A 14,857-nucleotide genomic window follows, 5' to 3' on the forward strand; every position below is an offset into this window, starting at 1 on the left:
CGTGTCCTCAAGGAGGTCTACCGACACCGCAGACGCCGCTTTGCTCTTCGTCTACACCTCATCGCCGCCCTCTGCAACCTCACCGTCGCCCGCTCAGCCTGACTTTCGCAGGAGGTCTATTGGCGCCTGTTCATCCAACTCCTGCGCCCGTCTTCGCCCCTGTTGCCAGCAGTCCACGATGGCCTGTTGGACGGCGAGGGGAAGAAGGGGAATGAGCTGTTGCTCGAAAAAGTCGAGCTTGACTTCCTTGCGGCCCTCCGCGCCCACCTTGTTTCGCCACAGGTGGTTCTTGAAAGACGAGAGTTGGATCACTCGCCGCAGGTATTCGGGAAGAATTTGACTCCTGTCAAGCTCGTAGACGGCGAAATGGCCCGTGACCGCCACATTGTCCCAGCCTTCGGGAACGAAGCCCAGGGCACCGTTTTTGAGATCGATTTTGGAAACGACCAGATCACCGGGCATGGCCGCGAACAGTTGCAGGGAATACTCGCGCTTGGCCTGCCGTCTGCTTACCGAACCGTCGAAGTGAACGGTAATGGGTTGCAGCCCTTCGAAGGGCGTGGCCTGAAGGTCGATCTTGAGCTTGCGGCTTCTGAGGACGCTGCCGATGGGCCTCAGCACTTCCAGCGTCCAGTGCCAGGTCATGCCGTGGTAGCTGGCCGGGTCCCAGCGTGTGAGTTCTTTGAAACGCACCACGAAGGCGCGGGGGTGCTGGGGCGCGTCTGCTGTCACGCCCCTTCCTCCAGGAAGGCGGCGGGGTCGCGCTCGAAGTCGCGAAAGAGGTCGAGGCAGGAACGGTCTAGGCCCTCGGGAAGGTCGTCGCCGTACAGCTCGTTGCGGTCTGGCTCTCCCGTGGAGGTGATGCCCACCCGTTGCGCCTCGTAAAAAAAGATGGGGTAGTCGAACCGTTCGCGGGTCAGGGCGCGGGTTTCTTGCTCGCTGGCCTGCGCGAGCCTCTTCTCGAAGGCGAGGCGCTCAGCCTTCAGGGCGGCCTGTTTCGGTTTGTCGCACGCTGCTTTGGCCGCCTGAAGCTCACGGGCCAGTCGGGCCCCCTCCTGAACCCGTTCGGGCTGGTGTCGAGTCTCGACCTCGGCGCGGGCAGCGGCCTGGGCAGCCTCGTACGCGCGACGCTCCTCGTCGGTGAACTTCCGAAGGTAGACGATGCTCGTCTTGACGGTGGCGCCGCTGGATAGGAAGGTCTCGGGCGGGAGGCTGATGACGGCGCGCAGCTTCGCCCGGTTCTCGCAGTACTCGCGCACGTAGCCCAGGCTGGGATTGTTGAGGATGCCCTCGGGCAGCACGACGGCGAGGCGCCCGCCCGGCTTGAGGAGGGACAGGCAGCGCTCCAGAAACAAGATTTCGGTCTTGACCTTGCTGCTGTCACTGAGCTTGCCGCTCCTGGGCCTGCCAAGGTCGAAGATTTCGAGAAGCCGTTGCCCCTGCTGGGCCTCGGCCTGTGCCTGTGCCTCCCGATAGGCCTGGCCGTAGGCCTCGTCGTAACGGCGGCGTGTCTCAGCAGCCAGTTCCGCGACGTGAACCCTATCGCTGCCCTCCACGTTCGCGCCGAAGGGCGGATTGGTCAGGATGACGTCGAAGCGACCCTCGAAGATGCCGTTGACGTTGACGAGGCCATCGTGGTGGTGGACGCCGCCGTGGCCGTCACCATGCATGATCATGTTCATTTTACTGGTGCGGGCCATACGCTCGTTTGCGTCGGTACCGTACACGCAGCGGTTGGCGAGGCGCCACATCCGGCTGCCCTCCCGGCGCTGGTCGAGTTCTCGCCGCAGGGTGTCGTAGCGCTCAAGCCGCCGCCCCGCGCGTTCCTCATCCGTCAGGGAGGTGTCAGCATCGAGCTCGGCACTGTAGGCCCGCAAATCCTGGTCGATGTTGCCCTCGATCTGCTCACGCACGATCTCGAAAAAGCGGATGAGGAAGCCCCCCGAACCACTCGCCGGGTCGAGGATCACATCGCCCTCTCCTGGCGCGACGAGGCGGGTCATGAACTCGACGATGGGACGCGGGGTAAAGAACTGGCCGATCTCGCCCCGGAAGGTTCGCCCGAGAAAGCGTTCGAAGGCAATTCCCTTGATGTCTTCGCCCGTGTCGCTCAGGTTATAAGCCTCCAGCTTCTCGACGATGGCGCGGCTGGTGGCGGGCTTGAGATTGATGCGCTCACCGGATTCGAAGATGTGGTCGGTCTGGTAATACTCCTTGGTTCGGTCGAACAGCGCGTTGATGGGGTCCTCTCCGAATTGCTGGTCTAGAACCTCGACGGAGAAGAGATTTTTCGCCGCACGCTTGCTGCGAAGTTCGCGCTCCACGTAGACCTTGACGAACAAAATTTTGGCGATCTCATCGAAGGCAGCGGCAGGATCGAGTTTCTCGCGGTTGCGAATAATGTTATGACAGTCGTGCAATAGCCGGGCAAACTCGTCCTCGCGGAAGGTTTTGAGTTTGGCAAGTAGCTTCTCGATGTCTTTTTCACTGTCATCCGCGTGTGGGATGTTCTCGATCTCCACGCGGTAGCCGGGCATCTTGTCCTTCTGGACACGCCAGTAGCGGGTTTCCTTACTGTTATGCGTGACGAAGAAGGGCGCCCCGACATTGCGGGCATACAGTTCCCCCTGCATGTAGTCGTTCTCGCCAATAGTGATGCTGTCGGCCTTGCACTCCACGATGATGAAGGGCGCATTATTATTTTTTTTGTCGGCGGTACCGCGCCAAATCACGAAATCGGCGCGGGCCTGGGCTGCGCCGCGCCCCGAGAGGTCGCGTTCTTCGCCGATCTGATCGAGCCCGAAACCGTACTCGTTGACGAGGATAAGCAGGTATTCCTGCCGCACCCGTTCCTCAGGAGTCTCGACCAGCCACTTCTGGCGGACGTGGCTGAAAATCTTACCGTCGGGGTCGCGCTGGAGGGCCAGGGCAGCCTGAGCCTTGGTACTTGGGGTCAAATTCTTCTCCTCGGTGGGCCAGTGTAGCGCCGGGGTGACCGGGGATACCTGCTACTTCCCCCCGCCGACGAGCGTCATCCCGATCAAGGTCGGGTTCGCCCCCTTGCCCTCGCTGACCAGCGTCACACTCTGAATGGCTACGTTCGGTTTGGGGTTCGTCCACTCCAGCACGGGCACGTTCACGTCCAGGCCGTCGCGCGTCTTGCCCCTCCATCCCGGCGCGGCGATCATGCTCGTGGTCACGGTGTCCGTCCAGGCCCGGATGTTGCGCCCGTACTCCAGCGGCACGTTCACCACGCTGCCGTCCGCGTAGCGCACCTCGTACCGCCCGATCACGTCGCGGGGGGTGGGGCTGGGCCAGCCCGTCGTGTGCAGGAGGGCCAGCGCGTCCGCCTTGCGCCCCAGCTCGACCGTCACCCGCTCGGGGAGGCCCTTCGCCGCCGCCCGGTTCCCCCGCAGCATCACGGCCCCGCGCACGTCGAAGCGGTAGGACCCCAGCCGCACGTTCCCGCTCGGGAGGTTGCGCAGGTCGGTGTCCGGCCCCTTGAAAATCCAGCCCTGCCCACCCTCGTCGGTGAGCTTGCGGTTGACGAGGGGCGCGAGATTGACCAAAGCACCCGCCGTGTTCCGGTAGGCCCCCGGCGCGTACAGGTCCCGGAACACCGCGTCCGCCCCCGTCACCTTCCCCGCCGGATTCCAGAAGCTCGCCCCCGCCCGCACGAAGGCCACCCCCTGCTCGGCCTGCCCGTCCCAGATGCTCGGGTTGCCGAAGTACCCCGACCAGCGCGTCTGGATCATGCCCGCGGCTCCGGTTCGCGCGGCGGCCCCGGCGAGCCCCTCCGTGTTGCCCGGCTCGTGCCAGGAGGCGCCCAGCACCGGGAAACCCAGGGCCTCGATGCGGGAGAGCATGGGGAATTCGGTGCCCGGCGCGTAGGCCCAGTACGCGACCTGAATGTCCTTGGGAAGCCGCGCGGGCAGGGTGTCGATCACGCTGTCCGCGAAGGCCGCGTCGTGCCAGATCATCGTGCCCACGTTCTGCGCCCTCAGGAAGTCGTGCAGTTTCACCGTGTCGTCCACGAACAGCTTCTCGAAGCCCGCCGCCTTGCCGTTCGCCCGCGCGGGGAAGCGGTCGCGGTTGCGCACCTCGTCGTGGCCGATGTGGATGACATTCGGCCGGAAGACCTCCACCGCCTCGCGCAGCACGGGGAAGACCACCCGGTCGTACGTCTGCGGGTTGAGCGTGTCGTACGCGAAGGGGTTTTGCGAGTCCGGGTCCTGCACGAGGTCGAGGTTCTTGCCACCCTGGAACATCCACTGCGTGTGCCCCAGCGTCTCGATCAGGGGGATGACCTCCAGCCCGTGCTCGCGCGCCAGTTTCGCCACCCGCGCCGCCTCCGCCTTCGTCGCGCCGCCGGGGTGCGCCCAGCCGCCCGCGCGAGCCACGTCCCACTGGACGTAATTGCTCATTACGAGGACGGCGTTGTACTTGAGCCCCGCCAGCATGGGGATCAGGCGGTCGTTCACGGCCCCGCCCGAGCCGTCGAGGTACAGCATCGCCACCCGCTGTTTCAGGGTGGGTGAGTCCTGCACGCGGGCAAACCGGATTCCCCCCGGCGTGAGCAGTTGTTGCAACGTCTGTGCGCCGTAATACGCGCCCTTCGGGTCGGCCCCCATCACGTAGGCCCCCGTTCCGTCCACCCACAGCGCGTACCCCTCCGCCGCGTCGGTATAGAGGCCCGCCGCCCGCGCCTTCGCCGCCAGCCCCGCGTCCGCCCGCGTGCCGATGACGATGCTGCGGTTGCCCCCGTCGGGGAGGCTCGCCCCCAGCCGCGTCTGCCACTCGCCCCGCAGGTCGCGCACGGCCCAGCCCAGCTCGGGCGCGTTCCCCACCACCCGCACGCCGAGGCCGGAGAGGGGGAGGGCCCCGGTTGAAAACTCCGCCTTCTTCGGCTGGGGCACGAGGTTCGGGCTGGGTTGGACGGCTTTTGCATCCGGGACGGCGGTAACGGGGAGGGGGGCGGCGAGGACGGGGGAGAGGAGAAGGCTAGTTATCAGGAAGATGCTTGCTGGGCGCACTTGTTCACCTCAGAGGAACGGAGGGCAGGCGGGGCCTGCCACCCCCTTCCCCGACCCTCCCCCACGAGGGGAGAGGGAGAAAAAAGACCAAGAGGGGCGGCACGCGGCCCGGTTCTTCCAGGCTCACGCGCCGCCCCTCATCGCTCATCGCTTGCCCTTACAGGCTCGCGTTCCACGCCTTCACGATGTCGTCGAGGGCCTGCTTGGCGCCCTTCTGGCCGGTCATCGCCGCCTCCACGTTGTCCTTGAAGACCTTGTTGAGCTTGCCCGCGTCGGGGTACACGAGGGTCAGGTCCCGGGCCTTTTTCAGCTCGGTGCTGGCGACGAGTCGGCCCTGGTCGGTGGCGTTCTGCCCGCCCTGCTTGAAGAACCGGTCCGTGCTCGCCTTCACGGTGCTGGGGAAGGTCGTCTTCGTGACCTTGGAGAAGGCGAGCTGGTTCACGTCGTTCGTCAGGAAGAGCGCCAGCTTCTGCGCCAGCGTCTTGTCGCGCGCGCCCTTGGGCACCGAAAAGCCCATCAGAGGCGTGTGGATGACGTTCCCCGCGATGTTGATGGGGTAGGGCGCCACCTTCGTCACGTCATACACCGACTTATTGTCGTTCGCTACCCGCAGGATGAACTGCGGCCCGGTGATCAGCATTCCCAGCTTGCCGCTGGAGTACAGCTCGGTCGCGGCGGTAAAGCCCCGGCGCATGGTGTCTTCGGGGATATAACCCTTCTTGTACAGGTCCACGTACGTCTGGAGGAGCTGGACGTGCTGCGGCGAGTTGAACACCGCCTTGCCGCCCGACTTGTCGAACACGGGCAGCCCCGCCTCCTGGAAGAGGTACAGCAGGTTGAGGTTGTTGATGTTGGGCACGAAGCCGTACATGCCCGTCTTGTCCTTGATCTGCCGGGCGGCGGTGATCAGCGTCTGGATGGTACGGGGCGGGTTGTTGGGATCGAGGCCCGCCTTGCGGAAGATGTCCACGTTGTACGCCACGACCTTCGGCGACCAGTACCACGGCACGCCCATCACCTTGCCGTCGTACGAGAAGGTATTCAGCGGGCTGGGGAAGTAGAGCTTCCTCTGCGCGTCCGTCAGCGTCAGCGGCTCCAGCGCGCCCTGGTCCACCATCTTCACCACCATGTCGCTGGAGAGGTTCACGGCGGCGGGCGGGCGGCCCGAGGCGATGGAGGCCAGAAGTTTCTGCTCGATGGCCGAGGAGGGCACGTCCACCCACTTCAGGTCCACGTTCGGGTTTTCCTTCTCGAACTGGGCGACCAGACGGTTCATCTCATCGTTGAAGAGGGGCGCGAGCGCAATCGTCCAGAACTCCATCTGCGTCTTCTGCGCGCTGGCACTGCCGAGGGCCAAGAGGGCGGCGGTCACGAGGAACTTCTTCATGGGCACTCCTTGAGAACAGGCTTAGGGCGTGCCCAAGACTGTAGCGTGGGGTTCCTGAAGTCGTCTGAGAGGAAGAGGGCGGGGTCTCATGTGGGGTGGGGGGCAGGGTGCCCTGCTGCGGTGGCGGGGTGCGAACGTGCCTGCTCAACCAAGGCTCCGGGTTCACGACGAGGAGGAGTTGCGCGAGCATCTGACCCCGGGGCGGGAGGGTCACCCCGCCGAGGTCTGGTTGGAGGACTCGGAGAGCGGCAGTCTGCTCAGCAACGGTCGGGAGGCCTTCCTGCTGCACCTTCCCGACGTGGAGGGGGAGCATCCGGGCTGGACGACGCGGGCCGCTCGGATTGAGGGCCCGAAAGAGACCGTCTCTGGGTTTGTCCTGAGCAACGGGCAGGTTAACGCCTTTCCCTCGTCGTGGCTGGTCCCACTTGCCGAGGGGGTAGACGCTTTCGCCCACTTCTACCGACACGGCGAGCGGGCTCCGTGGCTGACGTGGCACGACGATTCCAAGGAGCGTCCTACACCCCCCGCACCGCCTGGGCAAACCAGCGCGTCACGTGGTCCGGTCGGGTGATCGCGCTCCCCACCACGACCGCGTGCGCCCCGCGCCGCAGCGCCTCCGCCGCCAGTTCGGGCGTGTTCAGTCGCCCCTCGGCGATGAAGGGGAGGCCCTCGGCGTGCAGGGCGTCCATCAGGGCGAAGTCGGGGCCCGGCTGCCTCGGGCTATGCGGTGTGTACCCGCTCATGGTCGTGCCCACGATGTCCGCGCCCGCCGCGTAGGCCGCCCGCGCCTCCTCCAGCGTGCTGATGTCCGCCATCGCCAGTACGCCCGCCGCGTGCGTCACCTCGACAAGTTGGGCCACCGTGGAGGGCCGGGGCAGGTCCGTTCCGTCGAAGGCCACCACGTCCGCGCCCGCCTCAGCGACCTCCCGCACCTCGTCCGGCGTGGCGGTGATGTAAACGTCCGTGCCCGGGTGATTGTTCTTCGTCAGGCCGATGATGGGGACGTTCTTTCCCTCCGCCTCCAGCATGGCCCGCACCGCCCGGATGTCCTCGCCGCTGCGCAGCCGCAGGGCCGAGGCGCCGCCGAGCAGGGCTGCCCGACTCAGGGCCACGATGATGCTGACTTCCCGCAGCGGGCTTCCCTCGTCCGCCTGCACGCTCACGATCAGTTGGCTCCGCAACTTCGCCAGGATGGGATGCATGGGCGTCAGGATACGCACCCGGCCCCCTCGTCGCTTACGCTGTGGCGCGTGACCTCTCTCCAACCCGGCGCGCTGGTGATGGTGGACATCCCCGGCCCCACCCTCGACGCGGACACGGCGGCCCACCTGCGGCGGCACGGCATCCGCAGCGTGTGCCTCTTCGGCAAGAATGTGCAGGACCCGGGGCAACTCCGCCAACTCTGCGCCGACCTGCGCGACCTGATGGGCCAGGACGCCCTGATCGCCCTCGATCACGAGGGGGGCGCCATCCTCCGCCCGACCTTCTGGCCCTTCGCTCCCTCCGCCATGAGTCTGGGTGCGGCGGACGACGCGGCGCTCACCGAGGACGTGAACGCGGCGCTGGCCCGGCAACTGCGCTCCGTCGGTGTGAACTGGAACTTTGCCCCCGTCCTCGACGTGAACGTGAATCCGGCCAACCCGGTGATCGGCGAGCGGGCGTACGGCGCGGACCCCGTGCTCGTCGCCCGGCAGGGGGCGGCGGCGTTGCGGGGGCACGCGCGCGAACGGGTTGCGGGCTGCGTCAAGCATTTCCCCGGACACGGCGACACGCACCTCGACAGCCACCTCGCCCTGCCCCGTGTGAGGAAATCCCGCGCCGAGCTGGACGCGGTGGAGTTCGTCCCCTTCCGTGCCTGCCTCTCCGCCGCCCCCGCCGTGATGACCGCCCACATCGTCTACGACGCGCTCGACCCGGAGCACCCGGCCACCCTCTCCCGCGCGGTCCTCACCGACCTGCTCAGGGGGGAGTGGGGCTACCCGGGCGTGACCGTCACCGACAGCATGGGGATGCAGGCCATCGACGCGAATTACGGGCGCGGGGAAGCGGCGGTGCTGGCCCTCCGCGCCGGGGCCGACCTCGTGATGGCGCTGGGGAGGCGGGAAGCGCAGGAGGCGACCCTGGCCGCCATCGGGGACGCGCTGAGGGGTGCGCTCGACCGGGGTGAGGTGGAGGCGAGCCTGGAGCGGCTGCGCACCCTGGCCGCCGCCCACCCCGCCGAGGCGGACCCGACCCTGGATCCCCAGGACGACGCCTCCCTCTTCGCGGACGCCTGGGCACGCGGCCTGACGGTCCACCGCGCTCCAGTCCCGCCCCAACCCGGCACCCGTGTCCGCCTCGTCGCCCAGCGCAAGGTGACCCGCGAGAACGTCAGCGAGGCGAGCGTGGACGCGGGGACGCTGGCCCACGACCTCGGCGCCGTCTACGACGTGGACCTCCTCGCCTACGACGACCCGGCGCAACTCGACTGGGAGGCGATCCGCGCCCCCGGCCTCCCCGTGATCCTCGCCACGGCGGCCCGGCACCGCTCGGCGGCCCTCATCCGCGCCCGGCCCGACCTCCACCTCGCCCTCTACAACCCCTCTGCGGTGCTCGACGTGCCCGCCCCCGCCGCCCTGACCTACGGCTTCCGCCCCGAGGCCCGCGCCGCCCTGGTCGCCTGGCTGCGCGGGGAAGCGGGGGCACCGGGCCGACTGCCCTTCAGCGACGAGGGGTAAGGGGGCCCGTCACCGCTCCCACACCCACGCCCCCGGCGCCGCCGCCACCCCCAGTGCCCGCGGCCCGGTGTGGACGTTGAGCACCGGATTCACGCCCGCGAAGCCCGACCAGACGACCGGATGCCGCCGCCCTATCACCTCCAGCAGCGCGTCCGCATCCTCCCGCACGCTGCCGTACAGCAGACCCAGGCGCAGGGGCGTGCCCTCGCCGTGGCGCCGGGTGACCTGATCGGCGACCGCCTCGATGGCCCCCTTGTAGCTGCGGGCGCGGCCCACGTTCGTGTAGGCGCCCGTCTCCCGCTCCACCGTGATCACCGGCTTGAGGTTCAGCAGCCCTCCGAGGGTCGCCTGCACCCGCCCGATCCGCCCACCCCGGCGCAGGTACTCCAGCGTCTCGATGGTGAAGTACAGTTCGGTCTCCTCGTACGTGCGCCGCACCCAGCCCAGCGCCGTCTCCAGCGTCTCCCCGCGCTCGCTCGCGGTGGCGGCGGCGTGGACCTGGAAGGCCTGCGCCGCGCTCAGCGTCCGGGTGTCGTGGATGGTGACCGGCACGTCCGGCACGACCGCCTGCGCCTGCTCGGCGGCGTTGCGGCTGCCCGAGAGCCCGGCGCTGATCGTGAGGGCGAGCACCGGCAGGACCGCCCCCTCCCCCCGCTCCCCCGCCGCGCGGTAGGCCGCCGCCCAGTCCTGCGGGGTGGGCTGGCTGCTCGTGGGGTGGACCGGGTTGGTCTGGAGTTCGCGGAACAGCTCCTCACGGGTGATCTCGTTCATCCGGTAGGTCGCACTGCCGAAGTTCACGCTGAAGGGCGCGACGGGCACGTCGTTTCGCAACCCCGCGAACGCGTCCAACCCGCCGTCGGTGGCGACGGCGAAGAGGGGCTTCACCGCAGCTCCCGGCCGTTCATCTGCTCGACCAGCCGCAGCATGGCGCTGTAGTCCGCTCCCGCACCGACGGTCGTGGCGGCGGCGCGGACGAGAGCCGCCGTCTGCGTCAGCACCGGCGCGCTCGCCCCCGCCTCCCGCACCACGTCGGCGGCGATGCCGGTGTCCTTGGCGAGCAGCCCGAGCGTGAAGGTCACGGGAAACTCGCGGGTCAGCACCCGCTGCCCGATCAGGCTCTCGGTGGGGTAGCTGCGCCCGCTGCTCGCGTTGATCACGTCGAGCGCCGCGCGCAGATCCACCCCCGTGCGCGCCAGCGCCGCCAGCCCCTCGCCCGCCGCCCACATGTTCACCGCCATCAGGGTGTTGTTCACCGCCTTCACCGCGAAGCCCGCCCCCACCTCTCCCATGTGCACCACCCGCCCCGCGAAAGCGAGGTCCCCCCGCACCCGCTCCAGCACCCCCGCGTCCCCGCCCACCATCACGGTGAGCTTCCCCGCCTCGGCGCCCCACGGCCCGCCGCTCACGGGCGCGTCGAGAAAGGCGACGCCCCGTTCCGAGAGCCGCGCCGATTGCCGCCTGGCCGCTTCCGGGTGCCCGCTCGTGCAGTCCACCCAGGTCGCGCCCTCCCGCAAATCGCCGATCAGCGCGTCCATCACCCCGTCCACCTCGGCGCTTGTGGGGAGGCAGGTGAAGATCACGTCGGCCCCGGCCACCCCGGCGAGGTCCACCGCCTCGCCCCCGAATTCGGCGGCGTGCGCCTCTGCCTTCGAGCGGGTGCGGTTCCACACGAGGGCCCGCCCGCCCTGTGCCTGCCTATGCCGGACGACGTGCGCGGCCATCGGCCCGCCCATCGCGCCCAGGCCGAGAAATGCGGCTGTTCTGGTCATGTCGCCTCCCAGGCTAAGGGCCGGGCCGCCCTCCCGGCCGAAAGCTGAACCGAGTCCAGAAAAGCGGTACGAGGGTGGGGCGGCGTATCCTGCCCCCCGTGTTCGCGGCCCTCCTCAACGTCGTGCTGCCCGTCGTGCTCGTCGCGGGGGTGGGGGCCGTGCTCGCCCGGCGCTTTCCCCTCAGCCAGGACACCCTCGGCAAGGTCAGCCTCAACGCCCTGACGCCCGCCCTGGCCCTGAGCAGCCTGCTCGGCACGACGGTCACGGCCCAGGCGGGACTCCGGCTCGCCGCCGCATACTTCGCGCTCGCGCTGCTCGGCGTGCTCGTCGCCTTTCTCGCCGCCCGGGGCGTGCCGGGCCCCACCCGCCGCGCCGTCATGGCGAGCGTCGCCATCGGCAACAACGGCAACTTCGGCCTGCCCATCGCCCTGTTCGCCCTGGGGCAGCCGGGGCTCGACCAGGCGGTCGTGATCTTCCTGTGCTCGGTGGTGCTGACCTTCACCCTCGGGCCGCTGCTATACGGCTCGTCGGGCGGGGCGAGGGCCGGGCTCACCGCCGTCTTGCGCCTCCCCGTCGTGTGGTGCATCGCCGCCGCGCTGCTCGTCCGCCTCCTCGACGTGCCGCTGCCGCTGGGCCTGAGACGGGGCATCGACCTCCTCGGTCAGGCCGCCCTGCCGATGGTGCTGCTCTCGCTCGGCATCCAGCTCGGGCAGGCGGCGCGGGTGGCGCTGACCCGGCCCGTCCTCACCGCCACCCTGCTGCGGGTCCTCGCCATGCCCGCCCTCGCGCTCGGGCTGGGGCTGCTCCTCGGCCTGCGCGGGCTGAATCTCCAGGGCCTCGTGCTGGCCTCCGCCATGCCCACCGCCGTCAACGCCTTCCTCCTCGCCCGCGAGTACGGCGCGGACGCGGATACGGTGGCGAGTGCCGTCGCCCTGAGCACCCTCGCCAGCGTGGCGACGGCGGCCCTGGTGGTGACGCTGCTGCCGGGCATCGGGCGGCTGGGGTGAGTCACCAGGGGTGAATTATTTCTCAGAGAGTCACGTTTTGAATCACTCTTTGCCTTCGAGGTGCTCCAGAGCATCGGCTGCTATCTGGGCTATGGGGTGGCCTTCGTGGTCTGTACCCGAATCGTGAAGAAGACCATGACGTAAGGCCGGAATGGCTCTGCGGCTTCCCAAGCAACCGAGTGTGTATGCTGCCACGTGACGAACATTGGCGTCTGGGTCGTTCAAAAAAACTTCTATCACATGACGGACTGAGCGTTCAGTCCCGTATTTAGCCAGCACATGGCAGGCCCCCCACCTTATATTACTGTCGTAGTGCTCTAGTTGTCCTTCGAGGACGCCAAATGCCAGTTGCTGGTTTACGGAGAGGAGTGCATGAAGAGCATTGGACGAGAGTACAGGGTTACGGTGCGAGGTCAATTCAACTAAGATACGCCGTTTAGGGCCTGGAGCTAGTGGGGCAAAAATAGTGTGCTGAGCGCATAAAAAGGGAACGATATGGCTAGATATCGTCCCCCTCATAGTCTAAGCCGCCGTGCAGCTATCCGCCACTTCTACCGTTGGACCCGGCGGCAGTTCAGCACCCGAAAGACTTGCGCACACCAGAAGATCACGGACGCCTGGCTGATCGCGTTGCTGCTGAGCCGATTCGTGTTCAAGGTCCCTCACGCGTCCATCTGGTGGAGCCTCTTGAAGGAAGACCGGAACGGTCTTCCTTCGTACACTCAGGCGTACACGCGAAGCCTGCGGCTCTTGGCCCATCTCGAAACCCTGGCAAACACGGCTGAACACTTGGCCGAGGTCATCATCGACTCGATGCCTCTCCCCATTTGCCGTCCCAAACGCACGAAGTGCTGCGCGTTCCCGGGTGCACGGTGGGGGTACGGAACGCAGGGCGACTTCTATGGCTACAAGTTGCATGCGTGGGTGACCGTCAGCGGAAAGATCGTCCAGTACGCACTCCGGCCCGCCAATCTCCACGACCTGACCGTCAGCTTTGAGCTGAATCAAAGGTGGCCGGAGTTCGGTGGCCCCAAGATCATCGGAGACAAAGGCTATGCCGCGCTGGGCTTTGTCTTTCCGCCCAAGAAGAACACGCGATACGACACGGGGTGGCGGGAAACCCGCCACCCCAAACTTCGCAAACGCATCGAAACCGTCTTTTCACAACTCGTCGCCGGGCAGATTCGTTCCGTTCAAGCCAAAACGCTCGCAGGCTTACGGCTTCGTGTCGTGCTGGCTGTCCTCGCTCACAACCTCACTAGGCCCTAAACGGCGTTAAGATGTTTGCCGTCTCTTGGTCACCTGCTCTTTCGAGAGCGGCTACAATGGGTGCAGTCACTTTATTGCCCAAACCAGAATCGAGGATTTGAAGAATAGCGTCGCGTGAGTCAGTCATGAGTTGCATCTCCTGGCAACTCCAGCCCCCCGTCACGCCCGGCCACGAACCTTTCCCGCAGAAACCTCCCCTGCGTCATCAATCGGTCGGCGGCCGCGTGGTCGTGCCGCAGCGCCTCGCGCACCCCGTCCTCGATCAGGGCGAGCTGTTCGGCGAGCAGCGTGTCGGCGGGCTGGCCCTGCCCGGCGAGGCGTTCCCGCGCCCCGTCGGTGAGGGCCAGGTACGCCCGGACCGTCTCCGGGAGGTACGTCCGCCGCGTCTCCGCCAGCAGGTACGCCGTGCGCGCGTCGGGCGTGCCGGGCTCGGCCTGCGCGTCCGCCACCGCGCACAGCACCCCCCACGCCCGCGCTCGCTGCGGCTCGGGCAGCCGCAGCACGAGCGACTCCACGGGCTCCGGCGCCGGGGCGGGAAGGGGCCTCGCGGCGGCGGGCAGGGCCTCCCCGCGCCCCGTCGGCAACCGCGCCGCCCGCCGCCCCGCCTTCGTCGTGTTGTCCACGTAGACGATTAAAGCGATGCCGCCGAAGATCACCAGCAGCAGCAACACCGCCGTCACGCGCCCGCCTCCGCCTTGCTCATCCCCCTATTTTGCGTCACCTCAGTTCCCCGGTTTGGCCGCCACCCCCCCTTGTTGCCCTTGCAGGCTCTTGAGGTCCAGCAGGAAGTTCCCGTCGGCGGGCAGCATCACCGTGTTGATGCCGGGCGAGAGCTTCTCGGCCACCGTCAGTTGGATGAGCTGCGGATTCTCGCGCAGGGCCCGCCCGCGTAAGCTGAGCGCCTCCGCCTCGCCGCGCGCCTTGGCGACCGCCGCCCGCGCCGCCCCCTCGGCCTCCACGACCGCGCGCTGGGCGCTGATGTTGGCCTGCTGGAGCCGGTTGCGCTCCACCGCGACCTGCTGCTCGGCGGTCTGCTTTTGCTCGATGGCCTTGGCGACGCTCTCGGGAATCTTGAGTTCCCGCAGCAGCACGGCGTCGAGCACGATGTTGTTGCGGGCGAACTCCTGTTTCAGCGCCTCCGAGACCCGCACCTCGACCGCCTGCCGCTGGGTGCTGATCAGGTCCGCCGCGTTGACCTGCCCGATGGCGTCGCGCACCTTGGAGCGGATCTCGGGCGCGATCAGGACCCGCTCGTACGCCGGGCCGAGCTTCTGGTGCAGCTCCGACGCCCGCGCCGGGTTGATCGCGTAGCGCACCGTCACGTCCGCCGTGATGTCGAGCCCCTCCTTGCTGCGCGCCCGGATCGCCCCCTCGTCCCCCTCGCCCCGCGCGTGCGAGAGCGTGACCTCCTGGGTGCGCGTCGAGTACAGGTTCACCCGGTCGATGAACGGCGTGACGAAATGCACCCCCTCCTGGAGGGGCTGGGCCCGCACGCCGCCGAGCGCGCTGAACACCACGCCCACGTTCCCGGCGGGCACCACCCGCAGTCCCTGCTCGACCACCAGCCCGGCGAGCGCCAGCCCCCCCACGATCAGCCCCAGCCGCACGGGAAAACTCCGCCTCGGGGTGCCCTCGCCGCCCTGCTCCTGTCTTTTGGTCATGCTCTCCGGTACGG

Annotated in this window: 13 protein-coding genes; 3 read left to right on the forward strand and 10 right to left on the reverse strand. The window is 67.9% G+C overall.

The features are described from left to right. Positions 1–93 precede the first annotated feature (93 nt). The 5 genes from IC605_RS23560 to IC605_RS23580 all read right to left on the reverse strand — a co-directional run bounded on the left by IC605_RS23560 (position 94) and on the right by IC605_RS23580 (position 7,622). Positions 94–732, reverse strand: a complete 639-nt coding sequence (locus IC605_RS23560; protein WP_216329586.1) for a restriction endonuclease subunit S domain-containing protein — start codon at positions 730–732, stop codon at positions 94–96. Further along, a complete protein-coding gene (locus IC605_RS23565) occupies positions 729–2,957 on the reverse strand; it encodes a type I restriction-modification system subunit M (RefSeq protein WP_216329588.1) in 2,229 nt (742 codons plus the stop codon). Before IC605_RS23565 ends, IC605_RS23560 begins: the two co-directional genes overlap by 4 nt. Positions 2,958–3,008: 51 nt before the next feature. After that, positions 3,009–5,033, reverse strand: coding sequence for a glycoside hydrolase family 20 zincin-like fold domain-containing protein (locus IC605_RS23570; protein ID WP_343216707.1), 2,025 nt, complete (start codon positions 5,031–5,033; stop codon positions 3,009–3,011). A gap of 157 nt (positions 5,034–5,190) precedes the next feature. Next, positions 5,191–6,420 (reverse strand): ABC transporter substrate-binding protein, encoded by a 1,230-nt coding sequence (locus IC605_RS23575; protein WP_216329590.1) that lies wholly within the window; start codon positions 6,418–6,420, stop codon positions 5,191–5,193. Positions 6,421–6,935: 515 nt separating this feature from the next. Next, positions 6,936–7,622 carry an N-acetylmannosamine-6-phosphate 2-epimerase gene (locus IC605_RS23580; protein ID WP_216329592.1) on the reverse strand — a complete coding sequence of 229 codons (687 nt, stop codon included), beginning with the start codon at positions 7,620–7,622 and terminating at the stop codon, positions 6,936–6,938. A 48-nt stretch (positions 7,623–7,670) separates the two neighbouring features. Here IC605_RS23580 and IC605_RS23585 point away from each other — a divergent pair, with 48 nt between their 5' ends. Continuing rightward, positions 7,671–9,137, forward strand: coding sequence for a glycoside hydrolase family 3 protein (locus tag IC605_RS23585; protein ID WP_343216708.1), 1,467 nt, complete (start codon positions 7,671–7,673; stop codon positions 9,135–9,137). Between the two features lie 9 nt (positions 9,138–9,146). On the opposite strand, the gene IC605_RS23590 is transcribed toward IC605_RS23585, so the two are convergent. Further along, on the reverse strand, positions 9,147–10,022 hold the full coding sequence (locus IC605_RS23590) for a DegV family protein (protein WP_216329593.1): 876 nt from the start codon (positions 10,020–10,022) through the stop codon (positions 9,147–9,149). After that, the gene (locus IC605_RS23595; RefSeq protein ID WP_216329595.1) at positions 10,019–10,906 is read right to left on the reverse strand and encodes an NAD(P)-dependent oxidoreductase; all 888 of its coding nucleotides are present in this window, start codon (positions 10,904–10,906) and stop codon (positions 10,019–10,021) included. Before IC605_RS23595 ends, IC605_RS23590 begins: the two co-directional genes overlap by 4 nt. Positions 10,907–11,004: 98 nt before the next feature. On the opposite strand from IC605_RS23595, the gene IC605_RS23600 reads away from it, so the two are divergent. Further along, complete coding sequence (locus IC605_RS23600; protein ID WP_216329597.1) at positions 11,005–11,913, forward strand: AEC family transporter; 909 nt, start codon at positions 11,005–11,007, stop codon at positions 11,911–11,913. A gap of 42 nt (positions 11,914–11,955) precedes the next feature. Here the strand turns inward: IC605_RS23600 and IC605_RS25660 are convergent, their stop codons facing one another. Then, positions 11,956–12,432, reverse strand: coding sequence for a HEAT repeat domain-containing protein (locus IC605_RS25660; RefSeq protein WP_425514243.1), 477 nt, complete (start codon positions 12,430–12,432; stop codon positions 11,956–11,958). On the opposite strand from IC605_RS25660, the gene IC605_RS23610 reads away from it, so the two are divergent. After that, the gene (locus IC605_RS23610; protein WP_216329601.1) at positions 12,409–13,182 is read left to right on the forward strand and encodes an IS982 family transposase; all 774 of its coding nucleotides are present in this window, start codon (positions 12,409–12,411) and stop codon (positions 13,180–13,182) included. The genes IC605_RS25660 and IC605_RS23610 overlap by 24 nt on opposite strands. A gap of 119 nt (positions 13,183–13,301) precedes the next feature. Here the strand turns inward: IC605_RS23610 and IC605_RS23615 are convergent, their stop codons facing one another. Together IC605_RS23615 and IC605_RS23620 are read right to left on the reverse strand one after the other, a co-directional pair. Continuing rightward, on the reverse strand, positions 13,302–13,862 hold the full coding sequence (locus IC605_RS23615; RefSeq protein ID WP_216329603.1) for a hypothetical protein: 561 nt from the start codon (positions 13,860–13,862) through the stop codon (positions 13,302–13,304). A 42-nt stretch (positions 13,863–13,904) separates the two neighbouring features. Beyond that, positions 13,905–14,843 carry a prohibitin family protein gene (locus tag IC605_RS23620; protein ID WP_216329605.1) on the reverse strand — a complete coding sequence of 313 codons (939 nt, stop codon included), beginning with the start codon at positions 14,841–14,843 and terminating at the stop codon, positions 13,905–13,907. Positions 14,844–14,857: the final 14 nt, after the last annotated feature.

The organism is Deinococcus aestuarii (assembly GCF_018863415.1).
Classification (GTDB): domain Bacteria; phylum Deinococcota; class Deinococci; order Deinococcales; family Deinococcaceae; genus Deinococcus; species Deinococcus aestuarii.

Bases quoted from the DNA above. Each gene is read 5' to 3' on its own strand.
- IC605_RS23575 (WP_216329590.1), bottom strand. From the start codon at position 6,420: ATGAAGAAGTTCCTCGTGACCGCCGCCCTCTTGGCCCTCGGCAGTGCC.
- IC605_RS23610 (WP_216329601.1), top strand. From the start codon at position 12,409: ATGGCTAGATATCGTCCCCCTCATAGTCTAAGCCGCCGTGCAGCTATC.
- IC605_RS25660 (WP_425514243.1), bottom strand. From the start codon at position 12,432: ATGAGGGGGACGATATCTAGCCATATCGTTCCCTTTTTATGCGCTCAG.
- IC605_RS23580 (WP_216329592.1), bottom strand. From the start codon at position 7,622: ATGCATCCCATCCTGGCGAAGTTGCGGAGCCAACTGATCGTGAGCGTG.
- IC605_RS23595 (WP_216329595.1), bottom strand. From the start codon at position 10,906: ATGACCAGAACAGCCGCATTTCTCGGCCTGGGCGCGATGGGCGGGCCG.
- IC605_RS23620 (WP_216329605.1), bottom strand. From the start codon at position 14,843: ATGACCAAAAGACAGGAGCAGGGCGGCGAGGGCACCCCGAGGCGGAGT.